At 49.8% G+C, this 24601-nt stretch carries 22 protein-coding genes; 4 read left to right on the top strand and 18 right to left on the bottom strand.

From position 1 onward, the window contains the following. Positions 1–326: 326 nt before the first annotated feature. The 3 genes from ACPV3A_RS27755 (at position 327) to ACPV3A_RS27745 (ending at position 1400) form a co-directional block, all read left to right on the top strand. On the top strand, positions 327–527 hold the full coding sequence (locus ACPV3A_RS27755; protein ID WP_426202621.1) for a DUF3934 family protein: 201 nt from the start codon (positions 327–329) through the stop codon (positions 525–527). 18 nt (positions 528–545) lie between these two features. Next, positions 546–998 (top strand): HEAT repeat domain-containing protein, encoded by a 453-nt coding sequence (locus ACPV3A_RS27750; protein ID WP_220687552.1) that lies wholly within the window; start codon positions 546–548, stop codon positions 996–998. A gap of 108 nt (positions 999–1106) precedes the next feature. Continuing rightward, the gene (locus ACPV3A_RS27745) at positions 1107–1400 is read left to right on the top strand and encodes a hypothetical protein (protein ID WP_071219362.1); all 294 of its coding nucleotides are present in this window, start codon (positions 1107–1109) and stop codon (positions 1398–1400) included. Between the two features lie 106 nt (positions 1401–1506). Here ACPV3A_RS27745 and ACPV3A_RS27740 read toward each other — a convergent pair whose 3' ends face one another. The 3 genes from ACPV3A_RS27740 to ACPV3A_RS27730 form a co-directional block, all read right to left on the bottom strand. Continuing rightward, entirely contained in the window at positions 1507–2541 is a 1035-nt protein-coding gene (locus ACPV3A_RS27740) for a GTPase (protein ID WP_339295216.1), read from the bottom strand. A gap of 269 nt (positions 2542–2810) precedes the next feature. Further along, a complete protein-coding gene (locus ACPV3A_RS27735) occupies positions 2811–2978 on the bottom strand; it encodes a CxxH/CxxC protein (protein WP_006207301.1) in 168 nt (55 codons plus the stop codon). A gap of 415 nt (positions 2979–3393) precedes the next feature. Further along, positions 3394–4761 carry a S1C family serine protease gene (locus tag ACPV3A_RS27730; RefSeq protein ID WP_220687063.1) on the bottom strand — a complete coding sequence of 456 codons (1368 nt, stop codon included), beginning with the start codon at positions 4759–4761 and terminating at the stop codon, positions 3394–3396. A gap of 1115 nt (positions 4762–5876) precedes the next feature. Between ACPV3A_RS27730 and ACPV3A_RS27725 the strand changes: the two genes are divergently transcribed. Beyond that, complete coding sequence (locus ACPV3A_RS27725; protein WP_220687062.1) at positions 5877–6140, top strand: alpha/beta-type small acid-soluble spore protein; 264 nt, start codon at positions 5877–5879, stop codon at positions 6138–6140. 223 nt (positions 6141–6363) lie between these two features. On the opposite strand, the gene ACPV3A_RS27720 is transcribed toward ACPV3A_RS27725, so the two are convergent. The 15 genes from ACPV3A_RS27720 to ACPV3A_RS27650 form a co-directional block, all read right to left on the bottom strand. Next, on the bottom strand, positions 6364–7167 hold the full coding sequence (locus ACPV3A_RS27720) for an MBL fold metallo-hydrolase (protein WP_071219359.1): 804 nt from the start codon (positions 7165–7167) through the stop codon (positions 6364–6366). Positions 7168–7174: 7 nt separating this feature from the next. After that, positions 7175–7924, bottom strand: a complete 750-nt coding sequence (yycI, locus tag ACPV3A_RS27715) for a two-component system regulatory protein YycI (RefSeq protein WP_071219358.1) — start codon at positions 7922–7924, stop codon at positions 7175–7177. Between the two features lie 38 nt (positions 7925–7962). Then, a complete protein-coding gene (locus ACPV3A_RS27710) occupies positions 7963–9243 on the bottom strand; it encodes a YycH family regulatory protein (protein ID WP_220687061.1) in 1281 nt (426 codons plus the stop codon). Beyond that, the gene (gene walK, locus ACPV3A_RS27705) at positions 9240–10994 is read right to left on the bottom strand and encodes a cell wall metabolism sensor histidine kinase WalK (protein ID WP_374198258.1); all 1755 of its coding nucleotides are present in this window, start codon (positions 10992–10994) and stop codon (positions 9240–9242) included. Before walK ends, ACPV3A_RS27710 begins: the two co-directional genes overlap by 4 nt. 74 nt (positions 10995–11068) lie before the next feature. Beyond that, a complete protein-coding gene (yycF, locus tag ACPV3A_RS27700) occupies positions 11069–11800 on the bottom strand; it encodes a response regulator YycF (protein ID WP_426202615.1) in 732 nt (243 codons plus the stop codon). 978 nt (positions 11801–12778) lie between these two features. Beyond that, on the bottom strand, positions 12779–14347 hold the full coding sequence (locus tag ACPV3A_RS27695) for a peptidoglycan DD-metalloendopeptidase family protein (protein ID WP_426202613.1): 1569 nt from the start codon (positions 14345–14347) through the stop codon (positions 12779–12781). A 272-nt stretch (positions 14348–14619) separates the two neighbouring features. Beyond that, positions 14620–15306, bottom strand: a complete 687-nt coding sequence (locus ACPV3A_RS27690) for a hypothetical protein (RefSeq protein WP_339295218.1) — start codon at positions 15304–15306, stop codon at positions 14620–14622. 592 nt (positions 15307–15898) lie between these two features. Beyond that, complete coding sequence (locus ACPV3A_RS27685) at positions 15899–17188, bottom strand: adenylosuccinate synthase (RefSeq protein WP_426202611.1); 1290 nt, start codon at positions 17186–17188, stop codon at positions 15899–15901. A 407-nt stretch (positions 17189–17595) separates the two neighbouring features. Further along, the gene (gene dnaB / locus ACPV3A_RS27680; RefSeq protein ID WP_071219350.1) at positions 17596–18960 is read right to left on the bottom strand and encodes a replicative DNA helicase; all 1365 of its coding nucleotides are present in this window, start codon (positions 18958–18960) and stop codon (positions 17596–17598) included. A 1-nt stretch (position 18961) separates the two neighbouring features. Beyond that, positions 18962–19405: a 50S ribosomal protein L9 gene (rplI, locus tag ACPV3A_RS27675; RefSeq protein ID WP_071219349.1), complete on the bottom strand. Its 444-nt coding sequence runs from the start codon at positions 19403–19405 to the stop codon at positions 18962–18964. Next, entirely contained in the window at positions 19402–21402 is a 2001-nt protein-coding gene (locus tag ACPV3A_RS27670) for a DHH family phosphoesterase (RefSeq protein WP_194540263.1), read from the bottom strand. Before ACPV3A_RS27670 ends, rplI begins: the two co-directional genes overlap by 4 nt. Positions 21403–21413: 11 nt before the next feature. After that, on the bottom strand, positions 21414–22340 hold the full coding sequence (locus ACPV3A_RS27665; RefSeq protein WP_259445570.1) for a YybS family protein: 927 nt from the start codon (positions 22338–22340) through the stop codon (positions 21414–21416). Further along, positions 22337–22639 carry a MazG-like family protein gene (locus tag ACPV3A_RS27660; RefSeq protein ID WP_174819218.1) on the bottom strand — a complete coding sequence of 101 codons (303 nt, stop codon included), beginning with the start codon at positions 22637–22639 and terminating at the stop codon, positions 22337–22339. Before ACPV3A_RS27660 ends, ACPV3A_RS27665 begins: the two co-directional genes overlap by 4 nt. A 261-nt stretch (positions 22640–22900) precedes the next feature. After that, positions 22901–23335 (bottom strand): CBS domain-containing protein, encoded by a 435-nt coding sequence (locus ACPV3A_RS27655; protein ID WP_071219346.1) that lies wholly within the window; start codon positions 23333–23335, stop codon positions 22901–22903. A gap of 223 nt (positions 23336–23558) precedes the next feature. Then, positions 23559–24545 (bottom strand): LCP family protein, encoded by a 987-nt coding sequence (locus ACPV3A_RS27650; protein WP_071219345.1) that lies wholly within the window; start codon positions 24543–24545, stop codon positions 23559–23561. Positions 24546–24601 lie beyond the last annotated feature (56 nt).

Raw genomic sequence — 24601 nt, 5'->3', positions numbered from 1 at the left:
GGTGATATCCGTTCTCGGAGAATACTTCAATGGCTGCTTGAATAATTTTATCTTTGCTCACAATTGGATCGGCCCTTTCACATCTATATTTCAGTTCATCGTACTTGTTCTGACTGGTCAGTTCAAAAATAAGATACCACGCTGGGAATAATTAGTCAACCGAGGGACATGCCTATACCAATACCGGAATTCTTGCTCATATATTTCGATTCTTATGCTGATTTCCGTGGTATCCTATACATATGGCCCAATACAGTGTATATTTCAACAGTGCTGGTAAACAATCAGCATATAGGGACAAGAATATACCGTAACGGAGTGATTGATTGAGTAAATCCAAGGGCAAGGGCGGAACAGGCAGAGGCACGGGCAAGAAGGGCTGGAGCCGCTGGGATGCAAGTGCGAGAAGAGCAAAGAGTAAACCCAAACCTTATACCAGTAAAGGGGCCAAGCAGGCAGACGGTACATCGGATGCCGAGAATCATAAAAGGTACCCCATAATGAACATATGGTACAGATCGACCTGATACATCATATTGAAGGAGATGAACGGATTGGACAATCAAGAATTGATAACGGATATGCCCGAGAATTATGAGGAGCTCAAAAGCTCCGCCAACCGGAACGCCAATTGGAGAGAACGTTTAGATGCGGTGGAAGCGTTAGGAAATTGGAAAAATCAGAAATCCATTGATATTTTGCTGCATAGACTGAATACGGATGCGGTTTATCAGGTGCGAGAGGCAGCCTATCGTAAACTCCTGGCCTTTGGTGAGGACGTGCAGATGCCGGAAAGACCCAAAGGCGAGCTGATGAAGGACGTTTCAAAGGTGCTGCTGCGCATCAAAAAAAGCCTTCCTCGTGACCACACGTATGAAGACTTTAAAGAGAAATTAAAAAAGATGAGGGTCGACATCTACGATACGTACGAAGGTGACAAAGGCGCTGACTTTGATCACTGGCTGGAACAAACCTGGTCTTCATTATTAAGACGATAACAGCGCGTCAAGCCTTCCGGAGCTGACTATGTATATGAGAAATCCGGTTATGTTATACTGAACACAAATATTAGTTATAGGAGTGGTACTCTGAGAAAGCAAAAGCCCATGTCGTTTGATGATCTGTTGAAGGAATTACAAGGCCAAAAATCGGTACAGGAGGATCCGGATAACATCTCTCTGGAAAAGCTGTTCAATGAATCGTTTATGCGTAAACATTCATCCCACAGCAGTTTTGGGGATTTTGTCGTAAAAGGTAACTTCCAAGTGGAAACGCACGAAGATATCGATAACATTCCGGATGAACTGTTTGACCGTCATGTTTCAAGAGAAACCGATTTCCCGGATTGGAAATCGATGCTGGAGCAGGCAAAAGCCGATTACGCGGCTGCCATTAAGTAAATCATGATAAAGTCGCTGCAATAACGCAGCTATGATCAGGGGCCCCAAGGCCCCTTTTTCTATTCCATTCGCCATCCGTGCTGGCATATGACATGATTCCCCACGCTCACTCGGACTTGGATTCCGATTCCGTCTCCGCCTTATCCCTAAACTTCTTATAGAGCTTCGTAATATTCGCCGTATTGATCTCGATGTTGTGCTCGTAAGCGTATTTCACTGCATATCCCAGCGCCAGTGTGGTGGCACCCGCTACCGTCGCTCCGGCGACCGATCCCGCTCCCGGGAACACCTTCACGATCTGCCGGAAAATGCTCTTGCCGATATTGCCGAATATCGTAGCGATGACCAGTTCCTTCGCCGTCTCCTTGCTGATCGGCCTATTGTACAGCACCGCAAGCCTGGTAAGCAGGCTCACCTGAATGCCGGTAATCGGAATAATATCCGATCCCGGAATAGGTGATGCGCCTACCGCTCCTGCCGAGATCGAGGCTCCGATAATCCATCCATTGGCAGTAGCCGACTTTTCCTTGATGCTTTTGGCAAAGAGAATGTCTTTAGACTTTTTTTTAAGCATCTCCAGAATGCTGCTCCGCAGCTGGTCGATATTCTCACCCGTCCGCGAGGATACCGGCGCAACCTCATAGCGCCCCCCGGTCTCCTTCTTGATCCGCGCCACCAGACGGTCGATTTCATCTGCGGCATCAATTTTATTCAGCACGATCAAGATGTTCGTGTTCACGGCCTGAATCATCTCGAAGGACTTCTTCTCCGCCTCGGAGAAGACAGTACCCGCAGCGTTCAGGAAGAATAGAACGATATCCGCTTGTTTATAGTATTTCAAGGTTATCTCCGAGTTCGCGGTGTTCACATCATTTAACCCGGGTGTATCCATGAAGTAAATATGCTCCTTGTACTTATGCGGTTTAATTTCCGTCGTTTCTCCAGGCTCTGCCCCGACGCCAGCAACCTCTTCACCCACGATCCGGTTCATGGTGGAGGACTTGCCTGTGTTCACATCACCAATCAGAGCGATGAGAATTTCCTGCTTCAGCTGACGGTTGATTTCATCCATTTCCTTCTCATAGGCCGCATCAGCTGCCCGGCTGATCTCGTCTTCCCATGATCTACTGTAGTCACCCATTACTGATCGTCTCCATTCACGATAGGTTATCGCGCCTCGTTGTAATCTATACATCCATCATACACTATGAAGGTCTGTACAACGAAGCCGGTTGCTCATTCCAGAGACAATGATCGGAATGTTTGGCCGTACTTATTATTTACCTCTTCGCCCATTCCATGAAAAGGCTGTTGATGAACGAAGCCGCGACTCAAGAAAGTCTAAACAAAAAAAGCGTGAAATCATCACGCTTTCTCATTCGCATTATTTATTTAATTAACATGTTCACGTTACACAACTAAAAACTCAGCATGCTTCTCGCACTCCGCGCACTTCACCGGTGGGTCCCAGTCCGAAAACTCGGTCTCCTTCAGATCAACAATATCCGGGGCATCCTCATATTCATCCACGAAATTTTCGATCGCTAGTTCCACATGTTCCTTGCATACGACGTACATTCTATGCATCCTTTCTATCTTTCGCCTCATGTTGTGTTTATCTTCAAACCAGTATAGCCACTCTTCTGTTCTACCACACTCTACGAGAAAAAGAAATGTTTTTAACCCATTTGCTCACCCCGGCCGGTTTTCTATCCATAAAAGCTTCCTGTCTATCCATGGATTTCACATCAAAAGTCCTTATGACCCACCATCATTTCTATGCGGACAGCAAAAAAAGAGCGTAGTCCACGCTCTTCTTCGCGGCCGTTTCACGGCTCTTATCTAACCTTTTTCAAATCTCTCTATATTGGATACTATTCAACGCTAACCATTATATATACCCATGAAATGCTGCACGAAACAATGGACAAGCACGTTCACTCTAAAAAATCCGCAGTGATTCAGCCAACCACGTCAGCCGATCCAGCCTGCCTTATTCTCCAGGCTTTTCTTCCAGCTTCACCTTCAGCGACTGCAGCTTGCCGTCACGATAGAAGGTCACGTCCATGTCTTTGCCTACCTTCGTGTTATAGTAAAGGTGCTTGCGCAGCTCCAGCGTCGTCGTAATCGGCTTGCCATCCAGCTTGACAATCACGTCATTCAGCTGCAGACCCGCATCCAGTGCAGGTCCAAGCGCATCCAGCACGACCACGCCTTCAGTTACCGTCTTCGGCAGCTTGAGGTCCTCTTTCTCTTTCTTGCTCAGCGGAGCATACGGATTACCTAAGTCTACGGTATATACGCCGAGATAAGGGCGTGCAATATGCCCCTTCAGCATCAGCTCGGTTACAATCTCCGTAATTTCATTGACCGGAATCGCAAACCCAAGCCCTTCTACGCCGGTGTCCGCGATTTTCATCGTGTTGATGCCGATAACTTTACCGTTCAAATCCACTAGAGCGCCCCCGCTATTCCCCTCGTTAATGGCGGCGTCGGTCTGAATGACCTCCTGCTCCCAATCATAGATGCCATCCTGGTTCAGGGATACCGGTATTACGCGGTTCGTGTAGCTGACAATCCCGGATGTGAGCGTGTCACCCAGGCCCAGCGGGTTGCCGATGGCGATGACGGTTTCACCGAGGCGAAGCTTGGAGGAATCCCCAAACTCCGCAACCTCTCCGATGCCCTTACTATCAATCGACAGAACGGCAATATCACTAACTTTGTCTGTGCCGACCAAGGTCGCCTTCTTCTTCTCGCCGCCTACCAGCACAACTTCTAGGGAAACGGCACCATCAACGACATGGTTATTCGTAATCACAAAGGCTTTGCCCTCGAGTTTCTTAAAGATAACGCCAGAGCCCAAGGTGTCTTCCTGTGAGCCGCCGAAATCATTTCCAAAATCAAAATCCTCACCGAAGTCGAATCCCTCCGGAAGCTCAAAATCCCCTTCTTCCTCTGGCAGGGTACCGAAATCCTCTTCCAACCCTTCTCCCTCAAGGCCTTCCTCTTCTGGCATCGCGGTCTCTTTATGTGTCAGCACACTGACAACAACCGGTCGCACCTTCTGAGCAACGCTAACAATCCGTTCATAGGGATCCCCATCGGACTTGGACAGCTGATGGCTGCCATTAATCAAGGTAACCGGTGAAGAGGTCGCAGGATGGCCTGTTATGAAGCTAAACAGCATCACCGCAATCAGAGCACTGCACACAGAACTGATCGCGGAAATCTGGAATGTGGATAAACCCTTTTTACGGCGGGTCGTCCGCCACTTCGTTCGCTCAGGTCGGTCCTCGCTGGTATTTTTGCTCCGTCTGGAAATTTTAGTTGAATAGAAATCATCGTCAAATAATCCCATTGCGATCCCTCTCTCCCCTTGGTTGCTACGCGTCAAGATACTTTAAGCTTCAGACCCTCCGCCATTACCGACTGACCTATGAAATCATCTTGTCGTCATAACAACCTGCCCTGTACCCAGTGTATCTAGCTTCCTATGAAATCGGCAGCGTGCCACCTGTTATATATCTCTCTACTGTAAAGACTATTCAGCGGCCCAAAAAGTTGCATTTTTGAGCATTCTAATTAAACTTTTATCGAAAATTCGCTCTACCACGAATATTTCAATCCATTGCCTGAAATTTGGTCCCATAAAAGGTATGTATTCCCACCCGACAGTTCAAAAAAAACCCTGTATTCTTCTATTACCACAAACAGGGCGACTTAAGCGCGAAACATCTGTTTTTTCTAAAAAAAGATGGGAAAACTTGGGCCATCCGTATTTTAAAATACAAAATGCCTAGTGCCTTGTTCGATGCAAGTGCTTAACAGAAGCATTCAGACCTTCTAATGTCCCTATTGTACCACACGAACAGAGGTTCACGTCAGCTTTATTTGATAAAAACAAATGCCAAATTGAAGGCCATTTTAAGGGTCGGTACAATGACAGATTCTTCTATCCATAACAACGAATAACCCGGATGAACATATTAACCTTGTATACGTAACAGACGACCAAACGGTTCCATTATGAAGGGATTTTCTTCAATGGTCCAACTTCTTCTCTTCCGGCATATCTGCTATCCCTAACCGCCTGCTACCCTCGTTCGCGCATTCCCCCTTAACATACTACCGGACAATTGTGTAAAGAAAATGGCAAAACCGTCGGTCTTTCATGACGAAGTCGATCCCGTTTGAACCGCAACGTTTAAGGGATCTCCGGCAACCCACACATCATTCCTATTTGGATTCCCCGCAACTTATTCTTCCTACACCATCCATTGAAAAAATACTTCCAGCCTCCTTACGATTCGCTCCTACAGACAAGATCGGCCTATCCCGTCTCGACTACTCGAATGCCTCGGTTCCATTCTCTTCAACTCTCCCTCATATTGAACTGGTTAGGTTATCCATTCATCTGTCGGTGCCCCGCAGGGAATGTTACGAAGGGGAAACCATTGCAAGGAGGGTTATGGGATGGCAAGAAGATCAAGACGGCGCCGGAGTCCCGAAATGCAGCAGTTCATGACCGACGTCATGCGCAGCGAAGGCTATCAAGTGGATCCGCAGAGACAGCAGGACGTCAAATATGAGGTGGCCAAGTCACTCGGCGTCCCCCTTAAACCGGGCGACAACAGAGACCTGACCACCGAGCAGGCCGGTAAAGTCGGCGGTGCGATTGGCGGTTCCATGGTTCGGGAGATGGTGCGCATGGCACAAGAGAGTCTCAGCAAGCGTTAGAACGAGCCTCGTCTCTCGGAACTCAGTATCCCTTAAACAGCAAAACAGCCTCACGTCATAGTTCCCTATGATCGTGGGGCTGTTTTAGTTATGCCTATATATTGATAACTAATATAAAATTGCTCAAGAAGGAATACTTCATTGGTAAAAATGTCGTTATCTAAACTCCCTGTGCGTACGGTGTATGTCCGGGGCATGCCTTGGATGGCTGTCGACCCTATGTCTATTCGCCGACCTTATCCCAAGGGGTCGGGCGGTCATAATACGTATCACACAATTTAAACTCGCTATCCTTGAAGAAGCAGCCGCGGTCCTCCATCGTATCGCGGACGGTCATTCTCGCCAGCTCCATCATGTTGTGATCCAGGCTGAGATGGGCCAGATACGTTCGTTTGGTATCCCCCGTCAGCAGCTCGCTTAAGGCATCGCCTGCCGAATTATTCGACAAATGTCCCATATCGCCGAGAATCCGACGTTTGGTATTCCACGGATAGCGTCCCATCCGAAGCATCTCGATATCGTGATTGGCTTCCAGCACCAGGACATCCGATCCATCCAGCGCTTTCTTCACCTTATCGCTGACATAACCGAGGTCCGTCGCGACGCCCAGCTTCTCGTCGCCGTCATAGAAGCAATAACCGACCGGTGCCGCAGCGTCATGGGATATTTCAAAAGGCTCCACCCGCAGTGTGCCAAAATCCTTGACCTCATGACTCTCCAGCACAATCCGGTTCTCTTCCGCAATCTTGCCCAGCGACTTGCTCATCGCTTCCCATGTTTTCTCATTCGCGTAGATCGGCAGATTGTATTTGCGCGCCACCGCGCCAAGCCCCCGGATATGATCCGAATGCTCATGCGTGACCAGGATCCCGTCGATTTCTTCCCCCATCATTTCGCGTTCCTTCAACAACTCATCGATGCGCCGTGCACTTAAGCCCGCATCAATCAACAGTGTCGTATCCTCATTGCGGACAATGGTCGCATTGCCCGTTGAGCCGCTCGACAGCACGGAAAATGAAATCCCCATAGTCTTGTTACTCCTTTGTCGTATCGCTTTTTGGCGTCAGCACGTCCCCGCTGATGCCTTGTACATAGATCATCTCGCCATGATCCAATGTAAACCGCCAGGTTGGCGCTGCTAACTGATCCTCCGTATTAAACAACTGTCCATAATAGCCCAGCTGAATGTCCCTTACCGCCGAATCAGGCGGGATGAAGTTACGTTCAATGAGCGTTTCCAAAGCCTTGGATGCGGGCAGAACCTTTTGTTCCTCCATATCGTCGGTTGGCATAATCTCAAACACCGGCTCCCGGTACGCATGGATCTTCTGGGATTCGTAAATGAACTCCAGCTCCACATTGAACAGCGGCCATTCCTTCTGCACTAGCGGCCGGAAGACGATGATATTCTCTTTATCCGACTGCGGATCGTGGCGATAATTCCCGAGATCCTTGATCTTGCCCTCCAGCGCATTCCGCAATTCCTTCTCATCGGCATAAATCAGCTCCGTGTCAATGGGCTGCTCCAGCCCTACCGGCCCTCCCTGCGCTTCCGCGCTGTAGATATAATTAATCTTGGGAAGCTGCGGCGTTTCCGTCGGAATCGGACTCAGCAATTGAATCCTATTCTCCTCAATCACCTGCTGCGTGCTCTCGGAAAGCGAGGTGAAATCCAGATTGGAGCCGACCTGCTCGCGGTAATCCATCCAGAGCTGATAGCCCAGCACCAGATTCAGCAGCAAAAACGCGTAAATCAATACATTTTTGGCACGGCCCCAATCCATGATGTTCCCTCCTTATGATTCAATAACGATCTCTATCATTATTCGAGTGTGATAACTGACCCGTTCTGGAGCTCCAAGGCCCATACTGGCTTTAGCAGCAGTCCTTCTCCCGTTAGGACCGGTAAATAGGCGGGATCCAGACCTATAACCATATTCTTTCCCTCCATATAAGGCTTCAGCTTCGCTTCCAGGGCCTCGCCCCCTGTCAGTTTCACCATCTGTTTCTTCAAGGCAGCAGACTCAAGATATAACAGCGAGCGCTCATACGAGGTTACCGTTCCCTGCTGTAGATCCAATTCCATGACGCCATACTGGAAGCCCGGTGTATCCAGGATCGGGAATCCGCCATAGTACTGCTGGAATTTCACCAGCGTACGATCCTCGGATTCCCCCGCCTTAGCCAGCCTGTACGTGCCATTCCAGCCCCCGTGCTGATTCACGAAATCGATGGCCGACAGCACATCCTTACCGGGGCTGCTCTCACCGGATGGCGGCGCAGCCGGATCGGTATAACTGATCCATTTTTGCCCCTGATCCACCTGCAGGCTCCGCTTACTGTCCGTATAAATCTCGGAGCCATCTTTTTCCCGGATATTGCGCGTGATGCTAGGGTCAAAGAACAGGCTGCGCTGCATCTGATCTACCGTATATTCGCCAATGGGCAGTTCAATGCTGACCATATTCAGTTCCTTCGCCGGGGTATAATACCGGCCATCCACCATCTTATACGGCGTCCAGCTCAGCCCGAAGTCCACCAGCTGATCCACATCCTGGACGGTCAAATCCGCCTGGGCGGCTTCATAGACCACATCGCCCTCCATGCTGAAAAACATGACATGGATCTTCGCTTCGCCTTCCACGCTGTACAGCCATATTTTATTGATGCTTTCCCCTTCAAACAGGGTGTCCGGGACGATCTGCATCACTCTTTGGAGCAGCGTAACCGGAATGCCCGAATCAAAGCTCAGCTCAATGCCCCGATTCTCCGAGCGAACCTTGGCCCAGTCGATGTTGCTGACCATCCGCCGCTGGAAATTATCAAAGGTCCGTCCTTTAAGCCTGTTATATACGAGATTGTAGAATGTATCGTTCGGATAGAACACCGTATGTTGGTCTTCGCCCAGATGAATGATCATCTTGTCGGGGAAGAGCAGATTCTCGGCCTTTTCCTCCGGGCCCATTTCCTCGGTTCGGATATAGGCGTTCTTGGATTGCACAACCGAATCACTGCCCGGAAAGCGGAAAATCAAAACGTAACTCTGCAGCAAACTGCCCACGACCAGCACAACCAACAGAATGGTCTTTAATCGCTCCTTCACGTTAATGCCCTCCCCTCGTTATCCAGGGGCAAGGTGAAGGTCACCGTGGTGCCTTTCTCCAGCTCGGATTGAAGCGTAATAAAGCCTCCATGTGCCCTGACAATTTCCCGGGCAATGGATAATCCGAGGCCTGTCCCGCCTAAATTGCGCGTTCGGGCCTTATCCACCCGGTAGAAGCGCTCGAAGATCCGATCCAGATCCTTCTTCGGAATGCCGATCCCGGTATCCTTTACCGATAAGGACAGCATGCCATCCTCCGTTATGCTTGCATCCATGGTGATAGTGCCTCCGTCTGGCGTATATTTAAGGGCATTGGATATCAGGTTATCGAGAACCTGATCAATGCCATCCCGGTCCAGCATAGCTGTCGATACGCCCGGTTTCACCTCAATAATGGTACGGATACGCTTTTGCTTCATTTGAAAAGAGAACCGATCCTCAACGTCCTCCAGCATCTCCACAATGTCCGTTGGTTCCTTATGCAGGGCAGCCTCCTTGGAATCAAGCCGTGACAGATGCAGCAGGTCCGTTACCAGCCGGATCATCCGGCCGGTCTCATTCTGGATGACGCCGACAAATCGCGGCCCCATCTGTTTATCCTCCAACGCCCCATCTTCCAGCGCTTCGGTATAACTCTTGATGGTGGTCAGCGGCGTGCGCAGCTCATGGGATACATTCGCCACGAACTCTCGCCGTGATGCTTCCAGCTTTTCCTGCTCGGTAACGTCTTGCAGCACTGCAATCGTACCAGTGATGCCGATTTCCCGCCGATGAATCGGAGTAAAGGTCACACGCATCATGAACGGTTCGCTGCCCTCGCGCGGCACAATCTCCAGCAGCTTGGAATCATGCCCTTCGCTGCGCGCCAGCGCCTCCGATTCGGACTCCTCAAGACCCAGCAGGGAAACGATATCGTGTCCTGCCAGCTCTTCTCCCTCCACGCCCAGCATTTCCCCGGCGCGCCGATTCATCAGAATGACGCGTCCCGCTTCATCGGTTGCGATAACGCCGTCACTCATATTGGTCAGAATCGATGCCAGCTTCTCTTTCTCTTCTTCGTTCTGCGAGAGGGCTTCGCGCAAACGGCTGGTCATATAGTTGAACGCCTGGCTGAGCTGGCCGATCTCATCGCTGCCGAACACCGGCGTTTTCTCGGTAAACCGGCCGTCCGCGACGGCCCGGGCATGCTTGGTCAACTCCTTGATCGGGTTGGTGATCGTATGCGACAGGATGACGCCAAGCACCGCCGTCAAGCCAAGGGCCAAGAGAATGCCCGATATAAAAATATTGTTAATCCGCTGCATCGTGCTGTACAGCTCGCTCATGCTGGCTACGATATAAATGGCGCCGACGATTTTCTCGTTGTACATGACGGGCTTGGCCACCACTTTTTTGCGGATGTTATCATCATCGATAATATACTCTTCATTATCCTGTATACCCTGCAATGCCCGGCTGACAACCGTCTGCGTGTTCTTCGTGTTCACGTAATCGGCATGGGAGGGCAGCGAGGTTGTCAGCACCCGTCCGGTGGAATCCAGTACCTGAATCTCGGCTCCGTTCAGATTGAACAGATTGTTCACCATGACGCGCAGGCTCTCATACGGGTCCTCCTCCGTAACATTCTCGCCGCCAAGGGTCTTGGCCGCCAGAACCGACATCAGCTCTGCGCGTTCCTGCAAGTCCTTCGTGAAATTGCTGGTCAGCGAGTTCTTCATCGCACTGACAAAATACACCCCGATCAGCTGCATCGCGATCAGTATGAGAAGGACATAAATAATGATGACCTTCGCCTGAATGGTGCGGAAGAAGGACAGCCACTTCATTACAGGCCTCCGTTTTTAGCGCTGCGCATCAGGTAGCCCAGTCCGCGCCGAGTCAGGATATATTCCGGCTTGCTCGGATTCTCTTCAATCTTCTCGCGAAGTCGGCGAATGGTAACATCCACGGTCCGCACATCGCCAAAATATTCAAACCCCCATACCGCCTGCAGCAAATGTTCACGAGTCATCACTTTACCGGCATTACGGGCCAAATAATACACCAATTCGTATTCGCGGTGCGTCAGATCAAGTGCTTCCCCGCTTTTATATACMATGTACATATCGGTATCAATGAACAGCTCAAACAGCCGCAGGCCTTGTCCGCCTGCACTTGTGCCGCCTGTGTTATCCGCTGAGTTGTCCGGCTTTTGCTGACGGCGCAGATGCGCCTTCACGCGTGCCAATATTTCTCTGGTGCTGAAAGGCTTCGTCACGTAATCATCCGCGCCAAGCTCAAGTCCAAGCACCTTGTCAATCTCCCCGTCCTTTGCCGTCAGCATGATGATCGGGATCTGCAGGTTCGCGGCACGTACCTCGCGGCACACATCCATTCCGTCTTTTCCGGGCAGCATCAAATCAAGCAGCATTAAATCCGGCCGCTTCGTAAGCGCAATCTCCACCGCGCTAATGCCATCAAAAGCGCAGATGACCTCATAGCCCTCTTTTTCCAAGTTAAACTTTAAAATATCGGCGATGGGTTGTTCGTCATCCACCACCAGAATGGTTCCCTGCATTGTCCTGTTCACCTCATACCTTCACATAAAGAGGATGTTCAAAAAGTCCCCCTTTGAACTCACACTTAAACGGTCTTCTTCCCATTTTACCACACCTGCCGCCGCTACACACCCACCGCTCCTGACAGCTGACCTGATTCGGGGGGTGGTTTTCAATGGTTGAAATTTATAACTTTCTTGGATTATGATGGAATATAACTTTCGACGGGGGTTCATCCATCTTATTTAAGTTTAGATTGAGAGTTCAATCAATAAGTACAGGGAGGGGTTGTTTGGATGGAAAGTACAAATATAGTTACTCATTTTAGACCCATATATATTCTGTTTATCCTCATTCTGATCATCACATTGTTCATCATGATTTTTCGGAATCGCCATAAAGTAATCAATGGTTTTACAATCGCAATAATTACCCTTATTAGTTTGGCAGTATCCGCTCATCTGACCTATCAAATAGGTTACCTTGCAGATGAATTGGGAACCAGCGGCGACGCTGTATCCTTTATTATGTTTATTGCAGTAGTGATACTATCATTGGTTAATCTCCTAGTCTACGCCTACAAAAGAGAATAGTTTTTATTAATGTTTCCCACCCACTCCGCCCCCCAACGGCCGCCCCGATTTAGGGGGCGGCCACCCGCTTCCGCAGCGGAAGGCACGGGGATGGATTCGACAGATAAGGGAAAACCTTCGACAGCAGCGAGCGGTGTCATTCGGAGAGCGGTAGCGATCGCCTTTGGATTCGGAAAATCTCAGCTTACGCAACATTCTTATTTTCCGAATTCAACAGCGACGGAGAAGGATACCGCTTGCGCCCCCACTGCAGCTATTTCCCGTTCTGTCCCACATCCCCATCCCAACAACTTCTGGCAAGACGCAAAGATAGCCGCCCCCGTTAAGGAGCGGCCATCTTCACTATTATGATATATGAACCAATAATGGCTTATGTCGCATTGGTTTATCAAGTATAACACAGAACTACAGATAATTCATCGGATTTTGAGCAACTCCATTTTTTTGCACTTCGAAATGGAGATGAGTTCCAGTAGAACGGCCCGTATTGCCCATGACGCCCAGCTTGGAGCCTTGTCCAACGGATTGTCCGTTGCTTACGGAAATTCTGCTCATATGTCCATACAGGGTGCGGTATCCATTGCCGTGATCGACAATGACGACATTGCCGTAACCGCTCTGCTGACCGGCGAAGACCACTCTGCCCGAAGCGGCTGCCATAATCGTGCTCCCGCCAACCATATCGACACCTTCGTGGCTTCTTCCCCAACGATGACCGTAGGAGCTCGTAATACGCGCCCCGCTGACCGGCCATGCGAACATGCTGCCGCTGGATTTCTGGGTCACCGTTGCCGCTTTTTTCTTCGGCGCCACCTTGGTGCCTTTATACACAACTTCCGGCAGGGATTCCTGAACCACCTGTTGGCCTGTCCATTGCTTAGAAATGACCTTGCCGTTCTCTTTGGTTACGATGTAGTCCACGGTTTTGACGCCATCCCGCCCGGGACGAACGACCTTTCGTTTCCCCAGTGGAAGCTCGCTGCTCTTGCGGACAATCGTTTCCGGCTTGCTTGGCTGCTTCTCCGACACCGCCTCCACCGTTCTTACCGTCAGCGGTGCTTCCGGTTTCGTTACCTGCAGCTCGGCCCCGATCTGCACGTATTTCTCCTCCAGCCCGGGATTCAGCGCCATGACGTCAGCAGACTTCATGCCAAAATGCTGCGCAATTGAGGAGATCGTATCTCCCTCTTTCACCGTGTATACCACCGGCTTGTCCTTCGTGCCCGTAAGCACTTTAACCGCTTCTTCTACGTCTAGCACCTTGTTCGGGTCAGCCTTTGTGTTGGCAAGCGAGATCTTCTCCTTAATATCCACGGACTGGAGCCCGCTTCCGTCATCGCTCTTCTTGCTCGATGCCGATGCCGACGTCTTCGTGAAAGCGACCCTCTGGGACTTCTCCTCCTGGGCAGCTGCCGGAGCGAACTTCAGCTTGGCCGCTTCGACGGCAGCTTTGGCCGCCTGCTGATCCTTCACGATGGCAACTGTCTTGCCGTTCACCTTCAGCTCCACGCCGCGGGCATATGCCTTCAGCATGTTATCCAGCTTTTGGAGAGTCTCCTCGCTGTTCACCTCTGGTTTAAAGGAACGATCGGCCTTCGTTGTAATGCCGTCGGTGTGAAGCACCATAAGTACGTCAGGGTGCTCCTGCTGATACTCCTTTTGCTTCTCTTTGAGCAGCTGGTCAAGCTGGGCATCATCTTGAATGGTACCGATGGCTTTTCCATCTACGTACACATGATAGAACGGAACCGTATTCGCGTTCACATACGCTTTTCCGCCCGTATATATCGATCCTGCTATGAGCAATGCCCCTGCCGATATCCAAATCCACCTGCGCGGTGAAGTCCATCCCCGTTTTTGTGGATTCGACGGCTCCGAGGGCTCTCGATTCGAGTTGTTGTTGTGGGCAGAATGATCGGCTGCTTGCTTGCGCAAGAGGCTGTCCATCCACCGTTTCCCCTTAGAACCTTTCATGTCTCTCTCCTTTAAGCCTTGTTCATATGTAAGAATCTGTTCATTTGAACTCGCTGACTTAGTATTGATTATGACACAACCTGTCAAAAGGTATCAAAATTTTAACCTTTTCGATCTTCGTATACTTTAACATAGCCATTACAATCATTTCAAGTTTACGAAAACAGCGAAAAACCCGCGCTGGGCGCGGGTTTCCTGTTTTTCCCTAATATATAACCACCGCAAGTCAGTGACAAAACAGTGACAGAACGGGCCTGATAACCGTTATACCGTTATTCTTTAAGCATGGTGATCAGTTTATCGAATTCCTCGGCATTCAAATATTTGGATATGCCCTGCTCGATGTCCGCAAGTTCCGCTGCAGTCAGTCCGTCCTCCATCGCCGCAGAAATCTTCTGCATTTCCGATTGGGGTAGTTTATTCATCAGCAGGGTAAAAATCTCTTCCTTCTCTTCTGTTGGCAAACTGTCCTTCCGATCCACAATTTCCCCCGGCGTCATCACAATCTCCTGATCTTCCAGCGAGGAATCGTCAGGCTGCCCTGTCGTGTTCGTACCCATTACTGGTAAGGAATTATCAGGTGCCTCTTCATCAGCTGGCGGCTCACCCGTCGTTCCCGCCGGGTTCGAATTCGCCTCGTCATCCTCTTGTGCCTCTCCATTACGATCCAAGCCGCTCCCTGGCGTTGGTTCATCGGACGTAGCATTCTTATCTTCTGCCCTATTGTTATCCTCCGCGGGGTTGGCACTGCCGACATCCGGCTTGGTGCCGGAGCCCATACCGAGCATCGACTTCATGATACCTCCAATCCCCATCGGCTCCGTCTCCAACTGAATGTTAAAACTGGACAACACCGATTGAATATAGGCATTGACCACGATGCCTGTTGTCACAATCGTGAGCGTGCTCACCAGGATGGCGGTCAAGCTAACTTTCAGCAGCCATTTCGTCCACTTCATCCGTATTCCTCCTTCCTCCTACATGCTCTGAAATGACATGGCGATGATTGCTTTCTTTTTCCATTATTGACGGCTCGGAATCGCTTCAATCCTCTTTCCCTCATTTTTTCTACCTCCATTTGATATATTTCATGATTCCGTTAGTTTTAGGCCCATTCCAAAATGAAAAAACCGGAACCATCCCTAGCAACCTAGTAGATGAATCCGGTTTTTATTATGCTGGATCGTGTGCCTTGTCCAGCTCTCAAGAAGGCCACACGCCTCATTGACTTCGTATGGCTTCTGTCCCCCCTACATTGATTTGACTGCATATACCCGCTGCCTTTAGCCCCAATTCCAAATTATCAGCGTGCTGTCCTCTATGTCTCTCTCCATTATAGGGTGGATGGACAACTGGCTAAGGGATAATATTCTTCAAATGAAGGGACAAATTCTTCCACATTTAGGCATCAATGTTATCGCAGGATGCTTTCTGGTCTCCACCTTCTTTGCCAAAAAGAAAACCCGCCGACAATATCATCGGCAGGTTCATAGACCTATCTTATCATTGAAGTTGAACTTCTAGTCTCTCTGCTCTTGCTCCAACGCTAGATTATTTCTCGTAAATCGGAAGCACTTGATTCGTCTGCTCCCGGTTGCGGCCCACAGAGAAGATGGCAATCGGAATGCCGGTCAGCTCGGATACGCGCTCTACGTAGCGGCGGGTGTTCTCCGGCAGATCCTCCAGCGTTTTGGCGCCGGTAATGTCTTCACTCCAGCCTGGCAGCTCTTCATAGATCGCTTCGCACTCGGCAAGCATTTTCAGGCTTGCTGGGTAGTGCGTAATCTCTTCGCCGCGGAATTTATATGCGGTACAGATCTTAACGGTCTCAAGACCGCTCAGCACATCCAGCGAGTTCAGGGACAAGCCGGTAATTCCGCTCACACGGCGGGCATGGCGCACAACTACGCTGTCGAACCAGCCTACGCGGCGAGCGCGTCCGGTTACCGTGCCGTATTCATGTCCTTTTTCCCGAATATACGCCCCAATTTCATTGTCCAGCTCCGTTGGGAAAGGTCCATCCCCTACACGGGTCGTATAGGATTTAGCCACACCGATCACCTGCTGAATCTTCGATGGTCCTACACCGGAGCCGATACATACACCGCCTGCAGAAGGATTCGAAGACGTAACGAACGGGTACGTGCCTTGGTCGATGTCCAGCATGACACCTTGCGCGCCTTCGAACAATACTTTTTGATTCTCATCGATCGCATCATTCAGGATGACGGAAGTGTCACGCACATATTTACGAATGATTTCGGTGTATTCCAGATATTGCGTTAAAATCTCTTCAACATCGAGTGCTTCCCCGCCGTACACCTGGGTAATGACTTGATTCTTCTCCTTCACCAGATGGCGAAGCTTCAGTTCGAACTCTTCAGCATCCATCAGATCTGCGATCCGGATGCCGTTACGTGCCGCTTTATCCATATAGCAAGGGCCGATTCCCTTGCGGGTTGTACCGATTTTGTTCGGACCTTTGCGGTCCTCTTCCAGAGCATCCAATACCATATGATAAGGCATGATAACATGAGCACGATCACTGATTACCAGATTATCCGTGCTGAACCCGTTATCATGAATATAATTAATCTCTTCAATAAGTGCAGCCGGGTTAACGACCATACCGTTTCCGATCACACAGGTTTTATCTTTATAGAATACTCCGGATGGAATCAAGCTAAGCTTGAATTTTTTACCGTCAATCAGAATGGTGTGGCCGGCATTGTTGCCGCCTTGGTAACGGGCTACCACGTCAGCGCTTTCCGCCAAATAATCCGTGATTTTCCCTTTCCCTTCATCTCCCCATTGTGTTCCCACAACGACTACCGTTGACATATTCATTCCTCCGCCCGGGCTGTTACACCCTTAATATTTCGCGAAACACTGATGAAATAACCTCTACAAACTGATTAAATTTCAACCTCACTGCACTAAAGCAGCAATACCAGTGTAACAGTCCCTATTTTTAAAGTCAAATACAAAAACGAACAATCGCACATCAGTGTGTACGATTGTTCGGAATTAGGACAAGATTATCGAATGATTGCAGCATTATTCGGGGAACCGCCATATGAATAGCGACTGTCGACGTACTTTCTCAGAAGACAGACCGCGGTTAGAGGAAGCTTTTCTTGCGATATCAGGAAGGCCCAAGCTTCGAAGTTTATACTTGATATCTTAAGAAATGCCCTTAACTTACAACCAGCGGCAGGTATCTGCCTGGTCGGTTAATCTGTAACGCGTCATCCGGCAGCAAAGGCATCGGCATGCGTTCGCTCGTAATTGACGAATTTATTAAAGTTCTTCAGGAAGACCAGCTCCACCGTACCTACAGGACCGTTACGCTGTTTAGCAATGATGATCTCGATGATGTTCTTCTTCTCGGTTTCCTGATTGTAATAATCATCCCGGTACAAGAACGCAACGATATCGGCATCCTGCTCGATCGAACCGGATTCCCGAAGGTCACTCATCATCGGACGCTTGTCCTGACGCTGCTCCACGCCCCGGCTGAGCTGTGACAGCGCGATAACCGGCACTTCAAGCTCACGGGCGATTTGTTTAAGCGTACGCGAGATCTCGGATACCTCCTGCTGCCGGTTCTCCCCGGCCTTGCCGCGTCCATGAATGAGCTGGAGGTAATCGATCAGGATCATGCCAAGACCCTTCTCTTTCTTCAGACGACGGCACTTCGCACGAATATCGGCAACCGTTACACCCGGTGTATCATCAATGTAGATCTCGGCTTCCGACAGAGCTGCGATGCCCATCGTAAGCTTGGACCAATCCTCATCACCTTTGAAATCACCGTTACGCATGACCCCTGCATCCAGGTTAGCCTCCGCACAGATCATACGCTGTACGAGCTGCGGCGCTGACATCTCCAGACTGAAGATCGCCACGGTTTCTTTGGCACGAATGGCCACGTTCTGAGCAATATTCAATGCAAACGCGGTTTTACCTACGGAAGGACGGGCAGCTACGATGATCAAGTCGTTGCGCTGGAATCCACTTGTCATTTTGTCCAAGTCCACGAAACCGGATGGAATTCCCGTTGTATTCCCCCGGTTCTGATGGAGAACCTCCACCTTCTCGAATACTTCCATCAGCACGTCGCGGATCGCAATAAATCCGCTGCCCGTGCGTCGATTGGAAATTTCGAGAATGCGCCGCTCCGCCTCGCTGAGCATACCGGATACATCTTCTCCTCCGGTATATCCTTCACTGACAATCTGTGTTGCGGTGCGAATCAACCGCCGCAGCATCGATTTCTCTTCGATGATCTGGGCGTAATAATCTACGTTCGCAGCCGTCGGAACCGCATGGGCCAGCTTTGCTAAATAGCTGACACCACCGACCTCTTCCAGCTGCCCTTTATCTTGCAGGAGAGATGTAAGGGTCACCAGATCGATCGGTTGATTGCCTTCCCCGAGCTGCACCATAACTTCATAGATCATCTGATGCGTTTTGTCGTAGAAGTCCTCGGCCTGCACCCGCTCCATCGCTGTAATCAGCGCTTCACTTTGCAGCAGAATGGCACCCAGCACCGCCTGCTCTGCCTCAAGGTTCTGCGGGGGGACTCGATCGAAATAGAGTTCTCCTCCCATATTACTCCTCCGTAATTTGAACCTTGAGCGTCGCCTTGACGTCAGGGTGCAGCTTCACCGGAATCTGGGTAACACCCAGACTGCGGATCGGATCGCTAAGTTCAATTTTGCGTTTGTCGATTTTGATCTTCTGTCCTGCCAGCGCTTCAGCAATTTGTTTGCTGGTAATGGCGCCGAACAGACGGCCGCCTTCTCCAGCCTTAGCTTTCAGGACAACCGTCATCTCTTCCAGCTTTTTGCCGAGCGCCTGTGCTTCTTCCTTCTCCTGGGCCTTGCGCTTCTCCTCGGAAGCCTGCTGCTGCTCCAGTGTTTTCATGTTGCCGTCGGTTGCCGGACGAGCTACCCCACGCGGAATCAGGAAGTTTGTTGCATATCCTTCCGAAACTTCCTTCACTTCACCTTTCTTGCCTTGACCCTTCATATCTTTTATGAAAATGACTTTCATTCAAATAACCCCTCTTTCGCTTCGATGTCCTTCAGTACTTCCATCAACTTCTCCTCGGCTTTCTCAGGCGTCGTATCCAGTTGTACTGCGGCGTTCGTTAAATGTCCGCCTCCCCCGAGACGTTCCATAATCATCTGAACATTCATCTTGCCCATGGAGCGGGCGCTAATGCCAATCTTGCCGTCTGTGCGTTCGCTTATGACAAACGATGCCTGCACATCCGTCATATTCAGCAGCATATCCGCCACTTGAGCGATCAATAGCTGCGGCATGGGCTCCCCGCTCTTCGAAACCGCAATGGCGATATGGTCATATACCATTCTAGCATGTTTCACGATTTCTGCCTTCGCTATAAATTCTGTCAGATCTTCCTTGAGTACCCGCTGAATCATCATTGTATCGGCTCCGTGACGACGCAGGAAACCGGCAGCCTCGAACGTTCTCGATCCCGTGTGGAGGGCAAAATGCTTCGTATCCACCGTGATCCCCGCCAATAAGGCCGTTGCCTCAACCGGCGTAAGGGATACCCGTTCGTGAATATACTGCAGCACCTCCGTAACCAGCTCGCAGGTTGATGAGGCATACGGTTCAAGATAGATCAGCACCGCATCGTTAATAAACTCTTCTCCGCGCCGGTGATGATCCATTACAACGACCCGGCTTGCGCGATGAACCAGCCGCGGCTCCATCGTCATGGAGGCTTTATGCGTATCAACCACAACGAGCAATGTGTGCTCTGTCATGATCTGCATCGCTTGTTCGGTGGAGATGAATCGGTTCATCAAGGCTTCGTCCTTCCGGACCTCTTCCATCAGCCTCGATATGGACGGATTCATGCCCTCCATCACGATATAAGCCTCCACTTTATACATCTGAGCTGCTTTCAACACGCCGATTGCAGCGCCGACCACGTCCATATCCGGCAGCTTATGACCCATGATGATCACTTTGTCGCTCTCCTGCATCAAATCGCGCAGCGCATGGGAGATTACGCGTGCTCTTACGCGCGTCCGTTTCTCCACTGCATTGGATTTACCGCCATAGAAGGAGAGCCTCTGGCCCGCTTTGACAGCTGCCTGATCTCCGCCGCGGCCCAGTGCCATATCCAAACTGGATTGTGCCAACTGCCCAAGCTCCGTGATGTCGTCTGAACCGAAAGCAAGACCAACGCTTAGCGTCAGCGGTACCTTCAGATCGGCGGTCATCTCCCGGACTTCATCCAAGATGAGAAAGCGGCTGTTCTCCAGCGCATCAAGCGACCTGTGGTTGAGCATCATCAAATAACGGTCCGAGGAAAGTCTCCGCAAATAGACGTTAAATTCACGCGCCCAATCGGTAATCTCACTGGTTACCTTCGCAATCAGTGCCGTTCGCTGTTGATCATCCATCCCCTGCGAGGCTTCATCGATGTTATCCATCATGATAATGCCCAAGGCCAATCGCTCATCCTCATACCGCTGCCTTAGCACGGCCAGCTCGGTAATCTCATCCAGATAGATTAATCGCTCATCCGGAATGACCGTTGCTCCATAGAACTTATCCTCGTGGGAGATCTCCAGACGAATTTCTTTCGGCAGCTTCTCCTTGTTATCCTTCTTCTCTTCAGCTTCCTTTATCGCGACAACCAGCTGGGGAAACAGTTCCTCTAAGGATGCGCCGACCAACGACTGCTGCGGAAACATATTGACCACGAATTGGTTATGCCACTCCACGGTCTTGTCCTCGCTGTACAGGACAATGCCAAATGGCAGCACGCTGACCGCTTCGCCTTCGACCCGCTGAATCCGAAATGACAGATCCCCAATATAATCGACCAGCTCGCGGCGGAATTTCATCTCCGTCTTTAGCATGGCATAGCCGCCTGCCACCGCAAGCAGCAGACCGACCAGCCCCAGAATGGTATTGTAGAACGACAGAAATATAACAAGCAGAAGCACCAGCGCAAACGCCCAGACGGTATGATAGCCGTGCCAGCGCTTCTGCAGAAATTTAGGCATGACTCATCACCCTATCTTTTGGTTTTACTAAACGCCTGACGAAGTGGAAATGCCAGGTCCAGGATTCCGATGATCATAGCCGGCGGGAACAGCACAATCGGTATAGCCGTCAAAAGCGGTACAATCGGATGCCACTTCCGTTCGTGAGTGAGATAGTAGAAGAACCCTAGCGCTTGAATCATGAAGCAGATCTGCAGCAAAGGCGTAGCGTTTGCCACGATCATCTTCATGAAGGTATTGTCCGAATTAACCGTTGCTATGTTGATGAAGAAGATGAGCAAGTAGTACCAGATCAGGGAACGCGGCAGCATCCATTCTCTAGCCGGCTTCAGGCGCGGCACGGTCAAGCCCATACTGCCCAGTGTAGGACGAGCCAAAGCATGGGTTACCACCGTCATGAGGAATGAGCTGATAATCATCGCAAATGGAACCAAGCGCATCGTTTGATCTTTTATTAACTGTGTATCGAGTTCGGTGCCAAGGAACTGTCCTCCCAGGCCTCCTTCTACACCCATCTCAGTGAGCGGAGCCGTCGTCATCTTCACAATCTCATCCACATACTCCGACAGATTTAATTGGAAGAAGGCGGTACTGATCATGAGCAGAAGAAGCATTTCCACCAGCATGACTGCCATGCCATACTTCAATACCTGCATAGCTGCCTTCCGCTTCCGGTACAAATACCCCATGACAATCCCCGGAACGGCAAAATAGATCGCAAATAACACATAAATAGGGTGAATCAGAAGCGCGATCAGCCACACTGGCACCACATGCATGATAAATGATTTTGTATTCAAGGCCGTAAACAGAATCGCAACCGGTAGAACTAACAAGAAAGCCGTTACGATCGAAAAGGGTGTGAGTAATGATAGCAGCAGAAGCAAATAAATAACGCTCCATACCGCCGTAGTCCAGCGCAGTTTCAATATGTTCACCTCTTACGCAAATGTTCTTCGAGCGCGGAAATATCCTGGTACCAATCTTCCAGCTGATGTCCTTCCTGCTTATGCTTTTTCAATTTCTCTAACAAGAGATCGTCCAAATCCCGATAGGTCAAGCCGAGCCTTCGGCCCAGTATGTATGAGCTCATCATCAGGCTTACCAAACTGTCTCCAACCTTTGTAGTGCTGCCTTCCCATAGAGCTTTGAATAAGCGGGATACATTGTCAATTACTTCGGTTTTGAGCCATTCAATCACTTTGGCACGTTTAGCTACATCCAAGTCCTTCGGCATATTTGGCATATCCATCTCTCCCTGAAAACAGCTTTATTCTCCATTATAGCATAAAAAAAAGCCGCCCACACAAAGGCCCATGCCCCCCGTCCATCCTTAGTCCCAGTTCGCACTCGGTAACCCACCTTCTCTTTGTGCTCCAATCGGGCCCCGGTTATTCCTCCCCGCTTTTTCGCTGCAGCTCGTTTCGAAAAAAATAGGGCGTGTTACCCAGATTGTCATCGTGGTCCCACGCCCTTGTTTATTTTCAAGCCTGCTTGATTATGATGCCCCGTGGGACTCCATCGTCTCCTTGGAGACAATTCGTTCACAGTACTCTATGATGAGGCTTCTGCGTACAATTCCGATAAAGCGGTTCATATCATCCACGACAGGTACAAAGTTCTGCACCTTGGCCAGATTAATCAGATCCTCCATCCGGGCGTCAATCGACACCGGCTTGATATCCATACGAAAAGGAACATCCTTCAACAAAAATTTCGAAGCGTTCTCAAAAGTGATTTTGCCTTCCGAATTCTTCATATGCCATAACAGATCACCTTCCGTTACAGTCCCTGCGTACTGACCGTTCTTATCCAGTACGGGCACGGCTGTATATCGGTGAAACTCCATCCGTTCCAGCGTCTGCCTGAGCGTAGAATCCAGTGTTAAACAGATCACTTCCTGCTTCGGTAACAGAAAAAAAGCGATATTCATAATGCATTATCCTCCTTATGACTCCAACCTCTGAAGTCATGTTAAGTAACCTTCCTGATTTAAAGCCTAGGTATGCAGGTTACTCCTTCCCCTATCCATACTCATACATACGTTAACTTCGCCATTCTGATTCCTTATATAGGGCACAAAATCAGCAGCCATCCGACTGCTGATTGAGATGAAGCAACGTACTATGACATCATCCGGGTGTACCGGTGTTTATTTATTTCAACTTTTGCTTCTCAGCATCTTTGGGCTGCAGCAGTTGATCAGCCGGCGTATCGGGGTTCATCCAGTTGTCAATTAGATCCCGGGCTTCCTGCACGTCTTCCATGTCGGGCTCGTTATAATAGACGCCGCCAATTTTCATGCCTTCCCCCATGATCGTATAGCTGGTCATATCCACTTTGCCACCGGTCAGCATCTGTTTCGCCAGGTCAATAATGAACTTAGGCTGCATATCGGTCTGGAAATTATCACCCATGATCTCAATCAATTCAGGCACCTTGCCGATCTGATCAAGCTTCATCACCCGCTTGGCCGCTACGTCCAAAAACACTTGCTGTCTCTTCGCACGATTAAAGTCGCTGTCCTCCCGATAACGGACGTAATTCAATGCTTCTTCACCGTTATAAATCGGTTTGTTGGCTTCAATCGTGAATTTCTCATGGTCTCTGCCTTTATTGACGATATCCTTGCCAATCGGCAGCTCCACGCCCCCAATGGCATCAACAACATCCTTCAAGCCCTGAAAATTAATGGAAGCATAATAATCAAGTTCTTCTTCGAAAAATGCCTCCATCGTATCTTTGGCCATTTGATGACCGCCAAATGCAAACGCGTGGTTAATCTTATCTTTCTTGTCCTTACCGATAATATCGACATACGTGTCCCTTGGAACCGAAATTAAGAGCACTTTGGACTCCATGGGACGCACAACCGCATAGATCAACGTGTCCGAACGCGCAGGTTCATCCTCACGCTGGTCACTCCCGAGCAGCATAACCGAGAACGGCTCGCTCTGAAGTACGACAGGTTCAGGTGTCTTGTCGCTCTGGAGCGGTTTATACGATTTTTGTAATGATTCCTCTACATCCTTTGCCATAAACAGATCAAATGCAACAACCGCTAGCTGCGTTCTGAACAAAAATGCGGTTGAGCCAAGCAGTATGACCAAAGCAAGAGTAATATATATTGATTTCCTCTTCATGAGTTCAATTCCTTCTTTATTATAAAATAAATTAATAGATAAGTCAGATCGTTAAA

Origin of the sequence: Paenibacillus sp. Dod16, assembly GCF_049893405.1 — a bacterium.
Taxonomy (GTDB): Bacteria; Bacillota; Bacilli; order Paenibacillales; family Paenibacillaceae; genus Paenibacillus_AQ.
The sequence above is the reverse complement of the archived record's forward strand: the minus strand, read 5'-3'. Positions and strand labels throughout refer to the sequence as shown.

Coding starts and splice junctions, on each gene's coding strand:
- ACPV3A_RS27750 (WP_220687552.1), top strand. CDS start 546: ATGAACGGATTGGACAATCAAGAATTGATAACGGATATGCCCGAGAAT.
- ACPV3A_RS27745 (WP_071219362.1), top strand. CDS start 1,107: ATGTCGTTTGATGATCTGTTGAAGGAATTACAAGGCCAAAAATCGGTA.
- ACPV3A_RS27740 (WP_339295216.1), bottom strand. CDS start 2,541: ATGGGTGACTACAGTAGATCATGGGAAGACGAGATCAGCCGGGCAGCT.
- ACPV3A_RS27735 (WP_006207301.1), bottom strand. CDS start 2,978: ATGTACGTCGTATGCAAGGAACATGTGGAACTAGCGATCGAAAATTTC.
- ACPV3A_RS27730 (WP_220687063.1), bottom strand. CDS start 4,761: ATGGGATTATTTGACGATGATTTCTATTCAACTAAAATTTCCAGACGG.
- ACPV3A_RS27725 (WP_220687062.1), top strand. CDS start 5,877: ATGGCAAGAAGATCAAGACGGCGCCGGAGTCCCGAAATGCAGCAGTTC.
- ACPV3A_RS27720 (WP_071219359.1), bottom strand. CDS start 7,167: ATGGGGATTTCATTTTCCGTGCTGTCGAGCGGCTCAACGGGCAATGCG.
- yycI (WP_071219358.1), bottom strand. CDS start 7,924: ATGGATTGGGGCCGTGCCAAAAATGTATTGATTTACGCGTTTTTGCTG.
- walK (WP_374198258.1), bottom strand. CDS start 10,994: ATGCAGCTGATCGGGGTGTATTTTGTCAGTGCGATGAAGAACTCGCTG.
- ACPV3A_RS27695 (WP_426202613.1), bottom strand. CDS start 14,347: ATGAAAGGTTCTAAGGGGAAACGGTGGATGGACAGCCTCTTGCGCAAG.
- ACPV3A_RS27690 (WP_339295218.1), bottom strand. CDS start 15,306: ATGAAGTGGACGAAATGGCTGCTGAAAGTTAGCTTGACCGCCATCCTG.
- ACPV3A_RS27685 (WP_426202611.1), bottom strand. CDS start 17,188: ATGTCAACGGTAGTCGTTGTGGGAACACAATGGGGAGATGAAGGGAAA.
- dnaB (WP_071219350.1), bottom strand. CDS start 18,960: ATGGGAGGAGAACTCTATTTCGATCGAGTCCCCCCGCAGAACCTTGAG.
- rplI (WP_071219349.1), bottom strand. CDS start 19,405: ATGAAAGTCATTTTCATAAAAGATATGAAGGGTCAAGGCAAGAAAGGT.
- ACPV3A_RS27670 (WP_194540263.1), bottom strand. CDS start 21,402: ATGCCTAAATTTCTGCAGAAGCGCTGGCACGGCTATCATACCGTCTGG.
- ACPV3A_RS27660 (WP_174819218.1), bottom strand. CDS start 22,639: ATGCCGAAGGACTTGGATGTAGCTAAACGTGCCAAAGTGATTGAATGG.
- ACPV3A_RS27655 (WP_071219346.1), bottom strand. CDS start 23,335: ATGAATATCGCTTTTTTTCTGTTACCGAAGCAGGAAGTGATCTGTTTA.
- ACPV3A_RS27650 (WP_071219345.1), bottom strand. CDS start 24,545: ATGAAGAGGAAATCAATATATATTACTCTTGCTTTGGTCATACTGCTT.